Raw genomic sequence first — 19,541 nt, 5'->3', positions numbered from 1 at the left:
TGGCGAGACGCGTTTTAAATTCTAAACCGCGTCTCAACGGAATGGAGGACATCTCCGAGGCCAAAGGCAAAATGAAAACAACGATGTCTGCCTGGACGCGCTTTATATCAATAAATTAAAAATCTTAAAACGCGCCATCCACGAGGGTATCAGACTCGCAGCCACCCTGCGCCGAACGACGACATCACATGTCGCTCGGGGCGCGTTTTAACAGGTGAGCTTGAAGGCGACACAGGGATCGATCGCCGTGATCAAGAGTTCGGCTTGTCGACGCAACTGCTCCTCGGGGCCGGGCGGCAGACTCTCCAGCGCTCGGGCAACGACGCCGCGCGGGTGAAAATTCCACTCGGTCGGCGCAAGGATTCGATACTCGCGGACCCGGCCGTCCTCGACGTGGACGAAATGAGCCAGAAGCCCGCGTGCCGCGAAGACGCGCCCGAGTCCGATCCCGTTGCCTTCCGCGCTCGGAGCTGCCGGGACGGCACGCCCCGAGACGTTGCCGCCGAGGAGGCGCAAGCCGGTTGCGACCTCCGTGAGTTGAGCGGCAAGACGGACCAAGAGGCCCGTCCCGTAAACCTCGATCAGCGGCAGCGGGTTCACACGCGTGAAGGGGCTGGTCTCGCGCGGTTGGCCCTGCCAGGTCGGACGGGCGACGAAATCGGCCCAATCCGGTGCGCTCATCCGTGCGATCAGATCCTCGGCGGAGAGTCGCGGCAACGCAGTAATCGGGGTCTGTCCGAGCGATGCCTCGCCCGATTCCAGCAGTGAGCGCAACAGGCGAGCCGCGACCGTCTCCGTCGCGCGACACCAGCGCGCGAAGCCCGACGGGTCGCCGATCAGGCTCAACCAATGCTCGGGCGAGACCCCGAGGACCTTGTGCGTCAGCAGGTCGGTCAGATCGGTGAGCAGGACATCGAGGCCGGGGGCGGGGGCGGGAGCGGGGGCTTGACCCGCCGCCGCACTCGCTCCGGCGCGGAACAGATCGCCGGCGGGGTCGATCCGCGCCAGGATGCGGTTCGATAGTGCAAGGACCGCAGCCATGTCGTCACGACTGGGCGACTCGCCCAAGATCGGGGGCCAATCAAGCAGGATTCGCCACAGGTGCTCGCGGATCGTCTCCGCGGCGATCGCCGCCTCGCGCCGTCCGCGGAGGATCGGGCTCGCAACCCACCCGGAGGCGTGCTCGAATGCCGCCGCACAGGCGCCGGCTTGAGCGCGTGCGCAGATCGAGAAGAGCAGCGGCAGGCGCGCCGTCGTCTCTTCGGGCGAGCGCCCGATGAAGGCCGACGCGGCAGCGACCGGGCGTGTCGAGCCGATCGTGCAGACGAGACCACCCGAAGACGGCGTCAATTGGATGTCGAGACTTCCACCCGGATCGGACATGCGGCTTGCGGACCTCCGGATTGGCGATGCAATGCTTGCAGTGTAGCCGATCGGGCTGCAGGATAGCTCAAACCGCGTCCGTGGTCCGGGTGGGACAGGAGATTGAGAGACAACGCACGGTGCAACCCGAATGACTTGGAGCTGACGCGGTTTAAGGATCTGAAAAGCGCTGGGGTTGATGCCTTCGTCCCCTACACCGCAAGTCTCTGACAAACCATCGCAGAATTTCTCGTTCCCGGCGCAGTATCGCCGATCGCCCAACCACATCACCTCCCGGCAGGACAATCCCACGTGCTGACGCCCGAACAACTCGCTGCCCTTCGCCGAGACATCGTCTTCAATGCCGAGCTCGGCGGACGCGACCTGACGCTGCACAGCACCTGGGGTCTGTTCTCGCCGCGCGAGATCGACGAGGGCACCCGTCTACTGCTGTCGCATCTTCAGGTCCGACCGGACGACGACTGCTTCGATCTCGGCTGCGGATATGGTGCGATCGGCTTGGCAATGGCAACGCTTGCCCCGCAGGGCCAAACGCTGATGGTCGATAAGGATTTCGTGGCGGTGGATTACGCCGCGCGCAACCTCAAGCTCAACCGGCTGGAGAACGCACGCGCGCAGCTCAGCAACGGGTTCGATCAGGTCGACCCCGAGTTGCGGTTCGACCTGATCGCGAGCAATATCCCGGCGAAGGTCGGCAAGGAGCTGCTTGCGCTCTTGCTGCACGACGCGCACGCCCGCCTGCGCCCGGGCGGGCGGCTCTATCTTGTGACCATCAACGGGTTGCGCCAGTACATGAAACGCAACCTGACCGAGGTCTTCGGCAATTACGACAAGCTCAAGCAGGGGGCGCATTACACGGTGGCGCTCGCCGAGCGGGCTAGAGTGGTTAGTGGTTAGTGGTTACGTCGCGCGGCGGGGCCGGGTCGGACGTTTGAGGAGGGCCGCCGCGACGACGACGGCCGTCGATCCGGATCACTGCTCCTCGATCAGGTCCAGCAACCGGGTCGCCTCCTGACCGACACCCGTGTCGGCACCCAGGTCGCGGGCGCGCTCGAGCGCCGTGCGGGCCTCGGCTGCATCGCCGGCCTGCAGGCTCACGAAGCCAAGGGTCAGCCAGATCCGCTGGTGCGCCACGTCTTTGGCTGCACCGGCGCGCAGTTGTGTGCGTGCGCCGTCGGAGTCGCCCATGTAGTGCAGTGCCAAACCGAGATCGTTGTGAGCCTCGACATCGTCCGGCCTGAGCTCGAGGAGACGACGATAGACGGGCACGGCCTCGCTGTAGCGGCGCTCTACGAAGAGCGCGTCGGCCTGTTGCGCCAAGAGATCGGGGTTGGTCTCGGTGATGGTCTTCGGGATCACGGTCGGCGCCGGGCGCGGAGCGGTCTGAGGCGGCATCCCGTGGGGAACGGACGGCGCGGCGGCGACGGCAGGACGCGCGGCGTGGCGGATGTAGTAGTCGCGCGTGACCGCAAAAACCGTGAAGCCGTAGAAAAACATCAACACGGCGAAGAGCAGCCACTGCAGCGGCGAGAGTCTGGGCATGGGATTGAGGGCGCATTGAGGAGGAAGGGGTCGCGCGATCCTAGGAAGACGGGCGATGCCTGTCAAACCGGGCCAACCGGCGCACTCCGAAGCGGCGGGGTGACGACCGGCAGATCGCCGAGCAAGCCGACGGCCGTCCTCGTGCGCAGACGCGACCTTGTCTGTGCTAAACCGCGTCGCCGCTAAGGGCCGTAGATGCACCAAACGTCGAGCTCACGCGAAAGTGAGCATCTCGCTCTGGACGCGGTTTAGAGGCGAGGAGCGTCGGTCCGCTCGGAGGGTTCGGTGGTCGGGCCGCGCACAAAAAAAGGTCGCGACGGCAGGGTGTGTAGCTGCCGTGGCGACCTAACTACTGGCTTGCTGCTCGTTTGCGGTTCCGACTCAGGACCGACGGTCGGATCCATCGGTCTGCCCGGCACCGGATATCGGTGAACGACGAGGCGCGTCGGCATCGTCGCGGTTGATGAGTGCAATCAGAAAGCCGGCGCAAAGGACGGCGGCGATCAAACCCGTGATCGTGAGTGCATCGAAGCTCATGCGTGCTCTCCTGTCTCCATCGGACAACTGCTCCAAAGATCCGCAGACCCGGAGATCCCATCGGTCTCGATCTCGAGCCTCCGAGTACGCTGCCATCTTGCACGCGTGTGATCGCCAGAGTATTTCTACTTAGCCCAATCTTGTAACAAGTTGTTACGGTCCGTTGACTCCGGCTGAACGAGAGCCTGCCGAGATGCCCGATACACCGATCCAAATCCTGGTTGTCGACGACGATTCGGCCCTGCGCGCCCTGCTCGGAGACTATCTCGCCGGGGAGGGCTTCAGCGTGGCCGGAGCCGAGGACGGCGTGGCGATGGACGCCTGGCTGGCGGAGCATGAGACGGACCTGGTGATCCTCGACCTGATGCTCCCGGGCGACGACGGACTGACCCTGGCACGCCGACTGCGCGCCCGCGCCGATACCCCGATCATCATGTTGTCGGCCCGCGGCGACGACATCGATCGGATCGTCGGCCTGGAGGTCGGCGCCGACGACTACATGCCCAAGCCCTTCAATCCGCGGGAGCTTTTGGCGCGAATCCGTGCGGTATTGCGCCGCCGCACCCCGAGCGCGCCAGCCGAGCCCCGCGAGGACGAGGGGGTTATCCGCTTCGGACCCTATCGGTTCGACTTCGGCCAACGCGAGCTGCGCCGCGGCGATCAAGCCGTCGTGCTCACCTCCGGCGAGTTTGCGCTGCTGCGGATCCTTGCCGAGCATCCGGACCGCGTCCTGGATCGCGACCTGCTGCTCGATCTGCTCAAGGGCTACGAGCGCTCGCCCTTCGATCGCAGCATCGATGTGCAGATCGCGCGTTTACGCGCAAAGATCGAGCCGGATACGAAGCGCCCGCGCTACATCCGCACCATCTGGGGCAAGGGTTACATGTTCACGCCGGCCGGCGACGCATGACGCTTTTTGCCAAGTTGATCCCGGCAAGCCTGTTCGGGCGCGCGCTGCTGACCTTGGTCTTCACGTTCGGATTGTTCGGACTCATCACCTTCTGGGTCATCGTCTCGTACGCGCTGACGCCGGTCGCGCAGCGCTCCGCCTCGGACCTGGCGAGCATCATGGTGCTCTCGGCTCGGACGTTGCGTCAGCTGCCCGCCGAGATGCGCGACGACTATCGCTCGCGGCTGGCGCGGGAGTACCAGATCCGACTGGCCGAGGAGCGTCCGCTCACGGATGTGAACCAGTTCTTCTTCCCGTATATCGGCCAGCTCAAACGCGCCCTGGAAGACCGGCTCGGCGGCGAGGTGGAAATCGTGACCAGTGTCGCCAACAACGAGCGGTGGTTCTGGGTCGCACTGGATGCGAGCGGAGAAACGCTCTGGGCAGGGTTCCCCCGCAGCCGGGTCGAGACGCGCCCGATCGAGGGCCTTTCCGTCATCATCGGTGTCGCGGTGCTCTTGATCGTCGGGAGTGCGCTGATCCTGGCGGGCCGCGTCACCCAGCCGCTCAACCGCCTCTCCAAGGCCGCCGAGCAGGTCGCGCTCGGCTACTCGCCGGCTGTCTTGTCGGAAAGCGGCCCCAAAGAGCTCGCAAACCTCGCGCGTCAGTTCAATACCACCAGTCGACGTATCCGCGAGCTGATCGCCAATCGCACCCTGCTGCTGGCCGGGATCTCGCACGATCTACGCACGCCGCTGACGCGCCTGCGTCTCGCCGTGGAGATGCTGCCGCGCGGCACCGCACCGGCGCTCGTCGCCCGGATGGAGCGCGACATCGAGGAGATGAACGCACTCATCACCCAGGCGATCGATTTCGGAAAGAGCCTCGAAACAGGCAATCGCGAGGACGTCGATCTTGCCGCCTTGATCGACGACCTGGCCGCCGGTCGACCGCGGGTGATCTGGCAACGCGGTCGATCGTGCCGTTATCGCGCCGACGCGTTGGCGTTGCGCCGCATCCTGAGCAATCTGCTCGAAAACGCCCTGCGCTACAGTCAAGATCTGGTCGAGATCCATCTCGACTGCAAGACAGCAACACCCGTGATCTTCGTGCTCGATCGCGGGCCGGGGATCCCGGAAGCCGAACGCGAGGCCGTCTTTCGTCCCTATTACCGACTGGAAACCTCGCGCAGCCGACTGACCGGCGGCACGGGCTTGGGTCTTGCCGTGGCTTATCAGCTCGCCTTGTCCAACCAGATGGAGCTTCATCTGGACACGCGTCGCGGCGGCGGCACCGTCGCGAGCGTTCGCTTGCCACCGCTCGAGCCCGAGCCTGCCCTTGCGCTTCGCAACGGCAAGGCGGTTGACGTGCCGTGCGAGGGTGCCTAAATTCCGCCCTGACATCCATCAATCCGCTCGACCACCCGGAGCCCTTCGCGATGCTGCAACCTGGCGATCACGCGCCCGTCTTCACACTCCCCAACGCGGACATGGGGCGGGTGAGCCTCGATCGGCTCCTCGGGCAACGCAACCTGGTGATCTACTTCTACCCGAAGGACGACACGCCGGGCTGCACGATGGAGGCGCTCGACTTCACCGATCTGCAAGCCGACTTCGACGCCGCCGAGACCGATGTCGTGGGCATCAGCCGCGATACCTGCACCAGTCACGGTGCCTTCCGCGACAAATACGGCTTGACCGTCCAACTGCTCGCCGATACCGAGGGCGAGGCGTGCGAGGCTTACGGCGTGTGGCGCGAGAAGGAGGCGCACGGCGAGAAGCGCATGGGGATCGTTCGTTCGACCTTCGTCGTCGACAAGAGCGGCGTGATCCGACACGCGCTCTACGACGTCAAACCCAAGGGTCATGCCGCCCAGATCCTGGAACTGGTCCAGGCGCTCTGACCCGCAATCCGAAGCGGCCCTCGAGATGCTCTCGCCGCCAACCGAGGAGAGAAGCCCGATCTCCTCGGTCGAGTCGGGATTCGCGTCGGGTTCGGGTTCGGGTTCTCCGGCGCTCGACTCCGAGCCACGCTCGGAGACCTCGCGAAGCGTGAAGCTGCGCGCCTACATCCTGATCTTTCTCCTGATTTTCGGCCTGACCCCGCTGGTGTTGGCGGTGCTGATCAACCTCCCGCTGGTGCTGGATCGCACCGCGATGTTCTACCAGCGCGCCTATCTGCAGAATCTACGCGCGGACTTTCGTGATCTCGACCAACATCTAGCCAGTCGGCACGAGATGATCAGGCTGCTCTCGAAGCTCCCCGAACCCGGCCTGATTCTAGGCGAGCAGGGTGATGCGGATCAGATCGATGTCGCACGCGCACGCTACACCGCGTGGATCAATCAAATCCTCGCCGATCAACGCGACATCATCCAGATCCTCTTCGTCGGCGACGACGGTCAGGAGCGTTTCTGGCTGGCTCGCGATGCGCGCACGCAGGAATGGCGACCGACCGCCGCGCCCCCGCAGGTCCCGAATCGCGAGTTCCTGACCGCGGGGCTCGATCTGCAATCCGGCGCGGTGATGGTGAGTCGAATCCGTATCGACCCCTTTGCGGGTGTCGATGACGCGCGCCAGCTCATGACGCTGAGTCTCGTGAGCCGAATCGGCGGGGAGAAGCCTGAAGACCCGCGAGGAGTGGTCGTGATGACCATCGATGTCGGCGGACTCGCCCAGTTCTATCGGGACACGCTTTGGGTGAATCACGACGGCAGCTATCTGCGTCCCGGTCAGCCAGCAAGCGGCCAGCCGGAAGCCTTCGACGCCTTCCCCGGCTTGGCCGAGATCTTTGCCGGCGGCACCCTTGCCGTCTGGAAGGGCCGACAAGGACGCCAACTGCTCTGGGTGCCGATGTTTCTAACCGAGGACGGGGTCCCGCTCTGGGTCGGCCGCGCGGTGGACCCTTCGCCGATCGAGGAGTTTCGCGACGCCTTGATCGTGCGCGTCCTCTCGATCATCTTCCTCCTGGTCTTGGTGGTGATGGTGCTGGCGCGGTGGATCGCGGCCCGTGCCGAGCATTTCGGCCAGGAACTCCGGGGCGGAATCGGACAGGTGCTGCGCGACGGTCGGCCGCTGCGCTTTAGTTGGCGCGGTCCGCGGGAGATCCGCGAGCTCGGCGAGCAGCTCACCGTACTGGCGCAGACCCACGCCGAGCACCTGCAGGCGGCGCAAGCCCATACCCGCGAGCTGGAGCGATCCAATCGGTACAAGTCCGAGTTCCTGGCCAATGTCAGCCACGAGCTGCGCACGCCGCTGAACTCGATCCTCCTGCTCTCGAAGATGTTGGCCGCCGAGACCAGCGGACTCAATCCGGGGCAGCGACGCCAAGCGCAGGTGATCCACGAAGCCGGGCGCGATCTGCGGACCATGATCGACAACATCCTGGACATCTCGCGGATCGAGGCCGGGCACGTTGCCGTGACCTCCGACTGGGTCGAGCTGCGTCCGATGCTCGAGGAGCTGATCGAGCTGGTTGAACCGATGGTGGCGGAGAAACCGGTGGTGCTCGACCTCGAGATCGACCCGCGCGCCGCGACGCGGGTCTACACGGACCGCGACAAACTGCGCCAGATCCTCAAGAACTTTCTCTCGAATGCCGTGAAGTTCACCGAGCAGGGTCGCATCACCCTGGCGGTCAACGCGGGAGGAGACCCCCAAAAAGAGGTCGCGCTCAGCGTCGCCGACAGCGGAATCGGGATCCCCCACGACAAACAGGAGATCATCTTCGAGGCATTCCAGCAGGCCGACGGATCGACGCGCCGCCGCTACGGCGGCACGGGGTTGGGACTCTCGATCAGCCGCGAACTTGCGTTGTTGCTCGGCGGACGGATCCAGGTCGAGAGCTCACCCGGAGCCGGCGCCTGCTTCACCCTCTACATGCCCGTCGCCGCGGTGGCCGTCGAGCCGGAAGGGGTCTCGGCGGCCGCTCCCGCGAGCGCACACGCCACGCCCCTTCCGGTGGAGGACTCTCCCGAGGACTCTCCCGCTGCGCTGCGTCCGACCTCGGCCCGAGGTAACGGCTCAGGTTCGAGCGGCGGCTGGGTACTGATCGTCGAGCGCGACGTCAAAACCCTCGTTCAGCTCGCCTCCGAGCTGTCGCGGCGCGACCTGCGCGTTCAAACCGCGGCCGATCTGGACGAGGCACTCGAAACCCTGCAGGACGAGGGCGAAGGCTGCGAGCTGGTGCTGCTGGCCGCCGGGGTGTCCGACGAAATGACCTGTGCTACGATTCGAACACTGTTGAGCCGAAATACGGGGCCTCACCCGGCCGTTGCCGTGCTCGGCGATCGATCGGCCAAGACCCGGGTTGCCGACTGCTTGGGTGCGGGTGCCGTCGAATTTTTATCGAAACCCATCGATCCCGATCAACTCACGGCGCTGCTCGCCGACGTTCTGCCGGACAGATACGTCCCGGAACCATCCGCAGCGATCCGCGAACCGATCGTTTGAGCCGCCGAGTCCAGCTCGCGACGGTTCCGGGCGCACAAGGGCAGACGACATGACCCGCTACGCCGGCTTCAAGCTGCTGATCGTCGACGACCACGCTCACAATCTCTTCACGCTCCGAACCCTGATCGAGAGCGAGATGGATGTCGAGGTTCTCGAGGCCACGTCGGGTCAGGACGCCATCGACCTGACCCACAGGTATCCGGACATCGATCTGATCATCCTCGATGTTCAGATGCCCGAGATGGACGGCTTCGAGACCGCGTCCATGCTCAAATTGCGCAAGCGCACGCGCGATATCCCGATCATCTTCCTGACCGCGGCCTTCAAATCGGAAGAGTTTCAACAACGCGGATTCGCCGTCGGCGCCGTCGACTATCTGCTCAAACCGATCGACGACAACCTTCTGATCAATAAGATCAGCACCTACTTCAGGCTGATCGAAAAGGAGCGCGAGCTCAACCGCACCCTGGAGCACACGGTCGCGGAACGCACGAGAGAGCTCGCCGAAGCACGGCAGTACCTGGAGAACATCATCACGCACATGGGCGAAGCGCTCTTGGTCTTGGATCCGAGCGGCACCATCACGCACACCAATCCGGCGGCGTGGAGGATGCTCGGCTACCGCGGGGAGGATCTGCGCGGCATGCCCATCGGAGACGTCTTCGAAGAGGAAGGCGACGCCGAAGCAGGGGCCTTTATGGGAACCTGGCTGGAAGCGCTGATCCGCACCGGGGCCTTGAGCCGGATCGAGGCCCGATTCATCGCTCGCGACGGGCGGCGGGTCCCGATCCTCTTCTCGCGCACCGCGGTAAAGGATACCGAGGGGCGGATCAGCGATATCATCTGTATCGCCAAGGATATGACCGGCTACGTGCGGGTCGGAGAGAACGGGAACGCGAGAGCCCTGCCGACAGGGGGATAAGCAACGAGACGATAAGATTGAAGCCCCTAGGGAGGAGCAAGAATGAGTGAACCGATGGTCCCCGAGACCCCCGAAGACGATGAAAACACGACCCTGACCGCCAACGCCCTGAAAGCCATGGCCCACCCGCTGCGCTGGAAGATCCTCTGCTCGCTCGGCGACAAGGAACTCTCCGTCGGCGAGATCGTCGACCGCACCGGGACCTCGCAAAGCAACATCTCCCAGCACTTGGAACAACTGCGCAACAAGAACATCGTGGTCGCCCGCAAAGAGGCCAATCGCATCTATTACCGCATCCGCAACGATCAGTTGCTCGACCTCATCGGCATCATGCGCGACGTGCTGTGCCCAGCGAACCTGGACGACCGATTCCCCAAATAGGCCGCGCGTCTTTTGTACCGTTCTTATAGAGAACGACCGCCCACCCCACTCAGGACACTGCCCTCATGCTCGACCCCAACACCTGGTTCTCCGAGGTTGCCGCCGCGGACGGTGCCGCCTTCTCGCTTCGTATCTCCTCGAAACTCCACGAGGAGCAGAGTCCCTATCAGCACATCGAGATCTACGAGACCGAGGGCTTCGGCAATCTCATGGTCATCGACGGCTGCACCATGCTCTCGACCCGCGACAATTTTCTCTATCACGAGATGATGTCGCACCCGGCGCTCTTCACACATCCGGATCCCAAGCGGGTTTGCATCATCGGGGGCGGCGACTGCGGCACCTTGCGCGAGGTGTTGAAGCACCCCGGCGTCGAGCAAGCGGTTCAGATCGACATCGACGAGCGGGTGACGCGTCTCGCCGAGATGTTTTTTCCGGAGCTCACGGCCTCCAACGGCGATGCGCGCGCACACCTGTTGTTCGAGGACGGGGTGCGTTGGATCCAGGAAGCGGATGCCGGCAGTCTCGACATCATCATCGTCGACAGTACCGACCCCGTCGGGCCTGCGGTCGGCCTCTTCACCAGCGACTTCTACGCCCACTGCCGACGCGCCTTGGGCCCGGGCGGCATCCTGGTTCAGCAGAGCGAATCCCCCCTGTATCACATGCGCATCCTGACCGAGATGCACACCGCGATGCGCAGCGCCGGCTTCCGCGACACCCGCACCCTCTTTTTCCCCCAAGCGATCTATCCCTCCGGCTGGTGGAGCGCGACGATGGCGGGCACCGACCTGTCGCTCGCAGATTTTCGTGTCGAAGACGCTGCTCGCAAGACCTTCGACACCCTCTACTACAACGCCGAGATCCATCGCGCCGCCCTGGCGCAACCGGAGTTCTTTCGCCGCGCGCTCGCCGAGGTTTAAACGCGTTTCGCTGCGCTCCTACCCATCCGACGACGTCGGGCGGGGGCAAAAAAATGGGGCCCGACGGGCCCCGAAGAATTCACAACAGCGCAAATCAGGCGATTATGAGGCGCCGCGAGCTCCGACAAACTCGGGATAGGCCTCCAGCCCGCACTCCCCGATGTCGACACCCTCGTATTCCTCTTCCTCGCTGACCCGGATGCCCATGATGAGCTTGAGGATCAGCCAGACGACAAAGGAGGTCACGAAGACCCACGCCAGAATGGTACCGAGGCCGATTCCCTGCGCGGCAAAGCTGGCGTCACTGTTCGTGATGGGCACCGCCATCAGGCCCCACATCCCGACCACGCCGTGCACGGAGATAGCACCGACCGGATCATCGACCCGCAGCTTGTCCATGGTCACGATCGCAAACACGACGATCACGCCGCCGATGGCCCCGATCATGGTCGCGAGCAAGGGCGAAGGCGTCAGTGGCTCGGCCGTGATCGCGACCAGCCCGGCGAGAGCACCGTTGAGGGCCATCGTAAGATCGGCCTTGCCGAACAACAGCCGCGCCGTGATCAGACCGAAGATGGTACCGCCGGCTGCGGCCATGTTGGTGTTGACGAAGACCGCCGCCACCGCATTGGCATCCTCGATGTTCGAAATCACCAGCTGCGAGCCGCCGTTGAAGCCGAACCAGCCAAGCCAGAGGATGAAGGTGCCGAGCGTGGCGATCGGCATGTTGGCGCCGGGGATGGCGTTGATGGAGCCGTCTTTGCCGTACTTGCCCTTGCGCGCGCCCAGCAGGAGGACGCCGGCGAGTGCGGCCGAGGCGCCGGCCAGATGCACGACGCCGGAGCCTGCGAAGTCAAGGAAGCCCAGCTCGTCGAGGAACCCGCCGCCCCACTTCCAGTAACCCTGCATCGGGTAGATGAAGCCGGTCATCACGACCGCGAAGAGCAGGAAGGCCCAGAGCTTCATACGCTCGGCCACGGCACCCGAGACGATCGACATGGCGGTCGCCACGAAGACCACTTGGAAGAAGAAGTCGGCCATTGCGGAGTAGTAGGTCTCTCCGTCGCTGCCCATGACCTCGTCGACGCTGTTGTCGCCGCCGAACATGAAGCCCCAATCGATGGCGGGGATAAAACCGTTGCCGTCGGCCGGATACATGATCCCGTATCCCACCAGCATGTACATGATCGAGGCGATCGCGAAGAGTGCGATGTTCTTGGTCAAGATTTCGGCGGTGTTCTTGGCACGGACCATCCCGGCCTCGAGCATCGCGAAGCCGGCGGCCATCCACATGACCAGTGCGCCGGAGATGAGAAAATAAAAGGTATCGAGCGCGTAGCTCAACTCGGTAATTGCTTCCACGTAAGAATCTCCAAGAGGTTCGAGGCGAGGCAGGCGCCGAGGCGAACGCATCCGCCTCGGCTAGCGGCTTAAAGGATGTAACCGCGCTCGCCGTGCTGGGAAAGATCGAGACCTTCGGTTTCCTGCTCCTCGGTGACGCGCAGCCCGATGACCAGGTCGACAAGCTTGAGGATGATGTAGGTCAAGATCACGGTGTAAACCAGGGTGAAGAGAACCCCCTTGATCTGGATCCAGACCTGCCCGAGCATACTGAGGCCCTCCTCCAGACCCGCCCCGCCGAGTGCGGCGGAAACAAAGACGCCGGTCAGGATGGCGCCGACGATCCCCCCGACGGCATGGACGCCGAAGACATCGAGCGAGTCGTCATAGCCCAAGGCCCGTTTAAGCTTGGTTGAAGCCAAGAAACAGATGATGCCCGAGGCGGCACCGATGGCGAGAGCACCGAGCGGGCCGGCCGTTCCGGCCGCAGGCGTGATCGCGACGAGTCCGGCGACGGCGCCGGTCGCGATCCCCAGTACGCTCGGCTTGCCGTGCGCCAACCACTCGGAAAACATCCAGGTCAGAGCCGCAGCCGCCGTGGCGACTTGAGTCACCAGCATGGCCATTCCGGCGCTCTCGTTTGCCGCAAGCGCACTGCCGGCATTAAAGCCGAACCACCCGACCCAAAGCATCGAGGCACCCAACAGGGTGTAGCCCAGGTTATGCGGAGGCATGGCCGTGTTCGGATAGCCCCGACGTTTGCCCAAGACCAGAGCGGTGACGAGACCCGCGATGCCGGCATTGATATGCACCACCGTGCCGCCGGCGAAATCCAAAACGCCCCAGTCCCACATCAGCGCCCCGTCGCCGCCCCAAACCATATGGGCAATCGGCAGATAGACGATGGTGAACCAGATCGCCATAAACCAGAGCAATGCGGAGAACTTCATTCGCTCGGCGAAGGCGCCGACGATCAATGCCGGGGTGATGATGGCGAAGGTCATTTGGAAGGTCGCAAAAACCGTCTCGGGGATCGCTTCCGTGAGACTCTCGCGTGTCACGCCACCGAGCAGCACCTTGTCCAACCCGCCGATGAAGGTATTGATATTGATGGCGCCCTGCTCCATACCCTGCGCCGAGAAAGCCAAGCTATAGCCATAGAGAACCCAGAGGATCGTCATGAGCGCAGCAATGGCGAAACACTGCATCAAGACCGACAGTACGTTCTTCGCGCGGACCATTCCGCCGTAGAAGAGCGCCAAACCCGGGATGGTCATGAATAGAACGAGTGCAGTCGCGGTCAGCATCCAGGCCGTATCGCCGCTGTTCAGAACAGGGACCTCCTCGGCCAATGCCAGTGCAGGCGTCAGCAGCGCGAGAGCCGCCAAGGCCGGCACGGCCAGTCGTCGCGGTTCCAATGTGTACATCGTTGCGATCCTCTCGGCGACGACTAGAGTGCGTCCGATCCGGTCTCGCCGGTACGAATGCGGATGACTTGCTGCAGATCGAAGACGAAGATCTTCCCGTCGCCGATCTTGCCGGTCCGCGCCGCGCTGCTGATGGCCTCGATCACCTTCTCGACCATCGCGTCGTCTACCGCGATCTCCACCTTGATCTTGGGAAGGAAATCCACGACATACTCGGCACCGCGGTAGAGTTCCGTATGCCCTTTCTGACGACCGAAACCCTTGACCTCGATGACGGTGATACCGGAAACGCCGATGTCCCCGAGTGCCTCGCGGACGTCGTCCAGCTTGAACGGCTTGATGATGGCTGCAACCAGTTTCATTGCAATTGGTCTCCTGTAGAGGCCAAGGGAGAACCCTTGGCCGAGGGATTGGAATCGCGAGTGCGGGGAGGGAGGATTTAGAATTCCTTCAGCCAGCCGACCCAGAACTGAGGATCGGTGTTGTAGGTATCGCGCCCGACTTGGTCGTAATTCAGGCTGAAGGTGCCGAAATCACCGGCTTCGCGGCTGATCGTGAGCCCCCAATGACCATAGTCGTTGCCGCCGTCGTTGTAATCGAAGTCATAATAGCCGCCGCGAATGCCGAGACCGAAATCGTAGGGCAGGGCGAAATCGAGGCTGGCGTAGTAATACCAGTCACCTTCGACGAAGAGCGCTTCGCCGGAGGGCACGCCGGGCGCATCGTCGGCCTGACCATAGACCGTGTAGGCCAAGCCGGCCGTCAACCATTTCCAGGTGGCGCTGCCGCCGACTTCCGCGAAATCGAGATCCTTGCCGTCAGGGTAGGCGTAGTAGATGGCATTGACGTCGAAACTTAGATCGTCGTTGATGGCCATGCTGTAGCCGAGGTAACCATCAAGCTCGTAACCGGGCGATTTGAAGGTGTCCACGACATCGAACGTCTTCTCGTCGAAGTCGACGTTGTATTCGACTCCGTCGCCGAAATCGACGTTGGAGATCCAGGCGCCCGCATAGAAACCGCTGCTGTGCTCGTAATCGAGCCCGCCTTGAACCGCCGGACCGTCGTCGGTCTGCGTCAAGCCGCGGAACAGATAGTTGCTGACCACACCGATATTGGCGCTGAAGTTATGCGTCTCGTTGGCCGCGGCGATCTGGAAGGTACCTGCGCTCATGGTCAGCGCCCCAAGCGCCAAAACGGTTCCGATGCGTCGTGTTGTCATTGCTGTGTGCCTCTCGATGATGCGGGCTTGCGTGTCGAGGTTGGAAGAAGACCGGTTGGTGCCCGAGTGACCTCGCCGGTTGTGACGTTGTAAAGTCGTGAAAGCAGATAGCATGCCAGGCGCAAGCACACCCGCCAAAAAGAGGTATTTCGGCATCATGTTGCAAAGACACAACGCCGCGCCGCACCACGACGAAGCATAAGCAGGCACCCAAAAGAACGACCGCACCAGAAAGGTGCGTCGCCGCGGACTCCGATCGAAAGCCGGCCCACTTGCCCGCCGGGCCGTCCTATAATGGCGGCTGCAGCGAGTCACGACGGCGCTCGCGACCATGGAGTCGCCGCGGATTCGGCACTCGCATCCAGGTTGGACCCACGGGTCAAGCACAGACCGCAGCACAGAGGAACCTCCATGTTGGATCCAAAACAGCTCGACGATCTCGCCCAGCGCCTCGCATCGGCGATGCCCAAGGGCCTTCAGATGTTGCAGGAAGACATCGGCCGCAATCTTCGGGCGTCGCTCGAATCCGGCCTGGACAAGCTCGACCTGGTCACCCGCGAAGAGTTCGACGTCCAGTCCGCCGTCCTGGCGCGCAGCCGCGAGAAGCTGGCGGTGCTTGAAGCGCGCATTGCCGAGCTGGAGCGTGCGCTCTCGCCCGGGCGGCCGGGAGCGGATTGAGGTCACGATACCGAGCCGGTCGTGGCCCTCTGTATCCTGCACAGCCGCGCCCGGGTCGGCATCCACGCCCCCGCCGTCACGGTCGAGGTCCATCTCTCCGGAGGGCTGCCCTATCTGTCGATGGTCGGGCTGCCCGAGATGGCGGTCAAAGAGAGCAAGGACCGCGTGCGCGGCGCCTTGCTGAATGGCCGGTTCCAGTTTCCGATCGGCCGGGTCACCATCAACCTTGCACCGGCAGACCTTCCCAAGGAGGGCGGGCGCTTCGATCTGCCGATCGCGCTCGGCATCCTCGGCGCCTCCGGACAGATCCTCACCGAGCGGCTCGAGCAGCACGAGTGGATCGGCGAGCTCGCGCTCTCGGGGGCCTTGCGGCCGGTCAACGGCGTCCTGCCCGTCGCCGTGGCGGCACGCGAGGCGGGCCGCGAGCTGATCTTGCCCGCCGAGAATGCCGCCGAGGCGTCCCTGGTCTCAGGACTCGAGATCCGGCCGGCGCGACACCTGATGGAGGTGTGCGAGCATCTGAACGGGACGCGTGTGCTGCCGACCTTCGTTGCGGGCGAGCGGGATTTCGTCGAACCCGTCTATCCCGAGCTCGCGGAGGTCAGGGGTCAAGAGCATGCGAAGCGGGCCTTGGAAATCGCTGCCGCGGGCGGCCACAGCCTGCTGTTGATCGGTCCGCCCGGCACCGGAAAGTCGATGTTGGCGAACCGACTCCCCGGACTCTTGCCGCCGTTGAGCGAGGACGAGGCGCTGGAGGCGGCGGCGATCCGCTCGGTGAGCGACCGCGACCTGTTCGAGCCGGCGCGCTGGCGCGAGCGTCCGTTTCGCTCGCCGCACCACACGGCATCGGGCGTCGCGCTGGTGGGCGGGGGCAGCAACCCGCGACCCGGCGAGATCTCGCTCGCGCACCAAGGGGTCTTGTTTCTCGACGAGCTGCCCGAGTTCGACCGCAAGGTCCTGGAGGTCTTGCGCGAGCCCTTGGAGTCCGGTCATATCGACATCTCGCGAGCCGCGCGGCAGGCGCGCTTTCCGGCGCGATTCCAATTGGTTGCGGCGATGAACCCCTGTCCATGCGGTTATCTCGGGGACAACAGCGGGCGCTGTCGTTGTACCCTTGACCAGGTGGCACGCTATCGCGGGCGTATCTCCGGACCGCTGCTCGACCGGATCGACATGCACGTCGAGGTCCCCCGGCTGGATCTCTCTCGGCTCGGCGAATCCGCCTCGGAGACGCGGGAAACGACAGCGCTGGTGCGACAACGCGTGGATTGCGCTCGCGCCCGTCAGATCGGGCGCGCAGGCAAGGCCAATCATGTCCTCGGACCCGCCGAGATCGAGCGCGACTGCGCCCTGGAGCCCGACGGCCAACGCATGATCCAACAGGCGATCACTCGCCTGGCCCTATCGGCACGGGCCTACCACCGGATCCTGAAGGTGGCCCGAACGATTGCCGATCTCGACGGGCTGCCGCGGATCGAGCAGCGACATCTCGGCGAGGCGATCGGTTATCGTCGACTCGATCGCGGCAACCCGACGCCGTGATCAAACCGCGTCCGGCAAGACATGCACTGTTTGATGCATCCACGGACCTTAAACCGCGCCCGGTGCGGTATGCGTCATGTGCTGGAATGGCTTGGCCGCGCCAGCTCCGACGACTGTCGGAGTTGGCGCGGTTTAAAGTATGAAAAAATATAAGATTCTTAACCGCGCCGACTCCAGCGGACGTCAAGTCTGCCGAGGTCGATCCCATCCAAAAACATCCCATACCGCGCTAGGCGCGGTTTAGACCCGACACCATGCTCCAGCTCCAATCACTCAGCCTGCGCCGCGGCCCGCAACTCTTGATCGAGAGTGCGGACGTTACCGTGTATCCGGGTCAAAAGGTCGGCCTGGTCGGCTACAACGGCTGCGGCAAGTCGAGCCTTTTCGCGCTGTTGCTCGGGGATCTCCACGCCGACGCCGGCGAAGCGAAGATCCCGACCGGCTGGGAGGTTGCCCACGTCGCCCAGCACACCCCGGACAGCGAGGGCCCGGCAATCGACTTCGTGCTCGACGGCGACGCGGAGCTGCGCCGCATCCAGGCCGAGCTGGCGCGGGCCGAGGCGGCCGGCGACGGTCTGCATCAGGGCGAGCTGCTGGGGCGGCTGGAGGCCATCGACGCCTACGGGGCCGAAAGCCGTGCCGCGCGACTCCTGCACGGGCTCGGCTTCGCTCCCGGCGACGAGCGCCGCCCGGTGAACAGCTACTCGGGCGGCTGGCGGATGCGTCTCGCCTTGGCGCGTACCCTGATGTGCCGCTCGGACCTCTTGCTGCTCGACGAGCCGACCAACCATCTGGATCTCGATGCCGTGATCTGGCTCGAAGGCTGGTTGAAGGCGTATCCCGGCACGCTGCTCTTGATCTCGCACGACCGCGACTTTCTCGACGCCGTGACCGGACACATCCTGCATCTCGAGCGTCAGCGGTTGACGCTCTATGCGGGCAACTACTCGGCCTTCGAGCGCCAACGCGCCGAGCGGCTCGCCCAGCAACAGGCCGCAAGCGAACGCCAGCAGCGCGAGATCGCGCACATGCGCAGCTTCGTCGACCGCTTCCGCGCCCAAGCCACCAAGGCGCGGCAAGCGCAGAGCCGACTCAAGGCGCTCGAGCGCATGGAGCTGATCGCGCCGGCCCACGTGGACTCACCCTTTCGCTTCGAGTTCGCCCCGGCCGAGAACCTGCCGCGGCCGTTGCTGCGCCTGGACGAAATAACGGCAGGCTACGGCGACAAACCCGTGATCGAGGGGGTTGGACTCAGCCTCAACCCCGGGGATCGCATCGGACTTCTGGGCCGCAACGGCGCCGGCAAATCCACCTTCATCAAGGTCCTGGCCGGCGAGCTGACCCCGTCGAGCGGGCGTCTGGAACGCGCTCAAGCCCTGAAGATCGGCTATTTCGCCCAACACCAGATCCACCAACTGCATCTGGACGACAGCCCGCTCGGCCATCTGCGGCGTCAGGATCCGGGCGCGACCGAGCAGAGTCTGCGCAGCTATCTGGGCGGATTCGGCTTCGAAGGCGATCGCGCACTTGGCCCGGTCGGCCCGCTCTCGGGCGGCGAGAAGGCGCGGCTGGTGCTCGCGCTGCTCATCCGCCAGCGGCCCAATCTGCTGCTGCTCGACGAGCCGACGAACCATTTGGATCTCGAGATGCGCCATGCCTTGACCGAGGCGCTCCAGGGCTTCGATGGGGCCTTGGTGCTCGTCTCCCATGACCGTCACCTGCTGCGGGTCACCGCCGACACGCTGCTCTTGGTCGACGCCGGTGCAGTGCGGGCGTTCGACGGCGATCTGGACGACTACCCCGCCTGGCTGGCCAACAACGATCCGAGTCGCGGCTCCGAGGGTGCGCGCCCGAACGGGGCGCTGTCGATTGCCCCCGGCGACGGCAGCGACCGCAAGCAACAGCGTCGGCAGGCGGCACAATCGCGTCAGACCTTGCAGCCGTTGCGACAGCAGGAGAGAACGCTGGAGAAGCGCATGGAGGCGCTAACGACCCGCCGCGCAGCCCTTGAGCAGTCACTCGCCGATCCGGACCTTTATGCCGCGGAGGCCAAGGTCAGACTGCTCGCGCTGCTCGAAGAGCAACGCCAGGTCAGCGCCGACCTGGAAGCAACCGAGGAGGCCTGGCTCGAGATCAACGAAGCGATCGAGCAGGCCCGATAGTTGCTTAATTGACTCGACGAGACCGTCAAGGAGACCTTCACTCAGCGACAGATCCCGCTCGACCAAGCTGTCGATATCTCTCGCACCCGATGCGAATCGACACCTCGGCTCGCGCTCAACCCCAACCGATCAAGGATCCAG

Annotated in this window: 18 protein-coding genes; 11 read left to right on the top strand and 7 right to left on the bottom strand. The window is 64.2% G+C overall.

All coding sequences use genetic code 11. From position 1 onward, the window contains the following. Positions 1-207: 207 nt before the first annotated feature. Positions 208-1,383, bottom strand: coding sequence for a nickel-dependent hydrogenase large subunit (locus BDD21_RS08300; RefSeq protein ID WP_120796758.1), 1,176 nt, complete (start codon positions 1,381-1,383; stop codon positions 208-210). Between the two features lie 291 nt (positions 1,384-1,674). On the opposite strand from BDD21_RS08300, the gene BDD21_RS08295 reads away from it, so the two are divergent. After that, complete coding sequence (locus tag BDD21_RS08295) at positions 1,675-2,280, top strand: class I SAM-dependent methyltransferase (protein ID WP_120796757.1); 606 nt, start codon at positions 1,675-1,677, stop codon at positions 2,278-2,280. Between the two features lie 75 nt (positions 2,281-2,355). Here BDD21_RS08295 and BDD21_RS08290 read toward each other — a convergent pair whose 3' ends face one another. Together BDD21_RS08290 and BDD21_RS27770 are read right to left on the bottom strand one after the other, a co-directional pair. Beyond that, entirely contained in the window at positions 2,356-2,925 is a 570-nt protein-coding gene (locus BDD21_RS08290) for a tetratricopeptide repeat protein (RefSeq protein WP_120796756.1), read from the bottom strand. 381 nt (positions 2,926-3,306) lie between these two features. Then, on the bottom strand, positions 3,307-3,462 hold the full coding sequence (locus BDD21_RS27770; RefSeq protein WP_170164711.1) for a hypothetical protein: 156 nt from the start codon (positions 3,460-3,462) through the stop codon (positions 3,307-3,309). A 193-nt stretch (positions 3,463-3,655) separates the two neighbouring features. Between BDD21_RS27770 and BDD21_RS08285 the strand changes: the two genes are divergently transcribed. The 7 genes from BDD21_RS08285 to speE all read left to right on the top strand — a co-directional run bounded on the left by BDD21_RS08285 (position 3,656) and on the right by speE (position 11,028). Continuing rightward, a complete protein-coding gene (locus BDD21_RS08285) occupies positions 3,656-4,372 on the top strand; it encodes a response regulator (RefSeq protein WP_120796755.1) in 717 nt (238 codons plus the stop codon). Continuing rightward, on the top strand, positions 4,369-5,739 hold the full coding sequence (locus BDD21_RS08280) for an ATP-binding protein (protein WP_120796754.1): 1,371 nt from the start codon (positions 4,369-4,371) through the stop codon (positions 5,737-5,739). Before BDD21_RS08285 ends, BDD21_RS08280 begins: the two co-directional genes overlap by 4 nt. Positions 5,740-5,789: 50 nt before the next feature. After that, entirely contained in the window at positions 5,790-6,254 is a 465-nt protein-coding gene (locus tag BDD21_RS08275; RefSeq protein WP_093029590.1) for a peroxiredoxin, read from the top strand. Positions 6,255-6,402: 148 nt separating this feature from the next. Then, positions 6,403-8,802: an ATP-binding response regulator gene (locus BDD21_RS08270; protein ID WP_120799821.1), complete on the top strand. Its 2,400-nt coding sequence runs from the start codon at positions 6,403-6,405 to the stop codon at positions 8,800-8,802. A 49-nt stretch (positions 8,803-8,851) separates the two neighbouring features. After that, the gene (locus tag BDD21_RS08265; protein ID WP_120796753.1) at positions 8,852-9,724 is read left to right on the top strand and encodes a response regulator; all 873 of its coding nucleotides are present in this window, start codon (positions 8,852-8,854) and stop codon (positions 9,722-9,724) included. A gap of 42 nt (positions 9,725-9,766) precedes the next feature. Then, entirely contained in the window at positions 9,767-10,105 is a 339-nt protein-coding gene (locus tag BDD21_RS08260; protein WP_120796752.1) for an ArsR/SmtB family transcription factor, read from the top strand. Between the two features lie 65 nt (positions 10,106-10,170). Further along, on the top strand, positions 10,171-11,028 hold the full coding sequence (gene speE, locus BDD21_RS08255) for a polyamine aminopropyltransferase (protein ID WP_120796751.1): 858 nt from the start codon (positions 10,171-10,173) through the stop codon (positions 11,026-11,028). Between the two features lie 102 nt (positions 11,029-11,130). Here speE and BDD21_RS08250 read toward each other — a convergent pair whose 3' ends face one another. From BDD21_RS08250 to BDD21_RS08235, 4 genes are all read right to left on the bottom strand, one after another. Beyond that, on the bottom strand, positions 11,131-12,390 hold the full coding sequence (locus BDD21_RS08250) for an ammonium transporter (protein WP_120796750.1): 1,260 nt from the start codon (positions 12,388-12,390) through the stop codon (positions 11,131-11,133). A 68-nt stretch (positions 12,391-12,458) separates the two neighbouring features. Next, positions 12,459-13,796 (bottom strand): ammonium transporter, encoded by a 1,338-nt coding sequence (locus BDD21_RS08245; protein ID WP_120796749.1) that lies wholly within the window; start codon positions 13,794-13,796, stop codon positions 12,459-12,461. A 23-nt stretch (positions 13,797-13,819) separates the two neighbouring features. Further along, on the bottom strand, positions 13,820-14,158 hold the full coding sequence (locus BDD21_RS08240) for a P-II family nitrogen regulator (RefSeq protein ID WP_007194091.1): 339 nt from the start codon (positions 14,156-14,158) through the stop codon (positions 13,820-13,822). Between the two features lie 77 nt (positions 14,159-14,235). Continuing rightward, positions 14,236-15,018, bottom strand: a complete 783-nt coding sequence (locus tag BDD21_RS08235; RefSeq protein ID WP_120796748.1) for a TorF family putative porin — start codon at positions 15,016-15,018, stop codon at positions 14,236-14,238. Positions 15,019-15,429: 411 nt separating this feature from the next. Between BDD21_RS08235 and ubiK the strand changes: the two genes are divergently transcribed. From ubiK to BDD21_RS08220, 3 genes are all read left to right on the top strand, one after another. Then, on the top strand, positions 15,430-15,696 hold the full coding sequence (ubiK, locus tag BDD21_RS08230) for a ubiquinone biosynthesis accessory factor UbiK (protein ID WP_120796747.1): 267 nt from the start codon (positions 15,430-15,432) through the stop codon (positions 15,694-15,696). Positions 15,697-15,717: 21 nt separating this feature from the next. Next, a complete protein-coding gene (locus BDD21_RS08225; RefSeq protein WP_120796746.1) occupies positions 15,718-17,238 on the top strand; it encodes a YifB family Mg chelatase-like AAA ATPase in 1,521 nt (506 codons plus the stop codon). Between the two features lie 254 nt (positions 17,239-17,492). After that, positions 17,493-19,400 (top strand): ATP-binding cassette domain-containing protein, encoded by a 1,908-nt coding sequence (locus BDD21_RS08220; RefSeq protein WP_120796745.1) that lies wholly within the window; start codon positions 17,493-17,495, stop codon positions 19,398-19,400. Positions 19,401-19,541 lie beyond the last annotated feature (141 nt).

It is taken from the genome of Thiocapsa rosea (genome assembly GCF_003634315.1).
GTDB lineage: Bacteria > Pseudomonadota > Gammaproteobacteria > Chromatiales > Chromatiaceae > Thiocapsa > Thiocapsa rosea.
The sequence above is the reverse complement of the archived record's forward strand: the minus strand, read 5'-3'. Positions and strand labels throughout refer to the sequence as shown.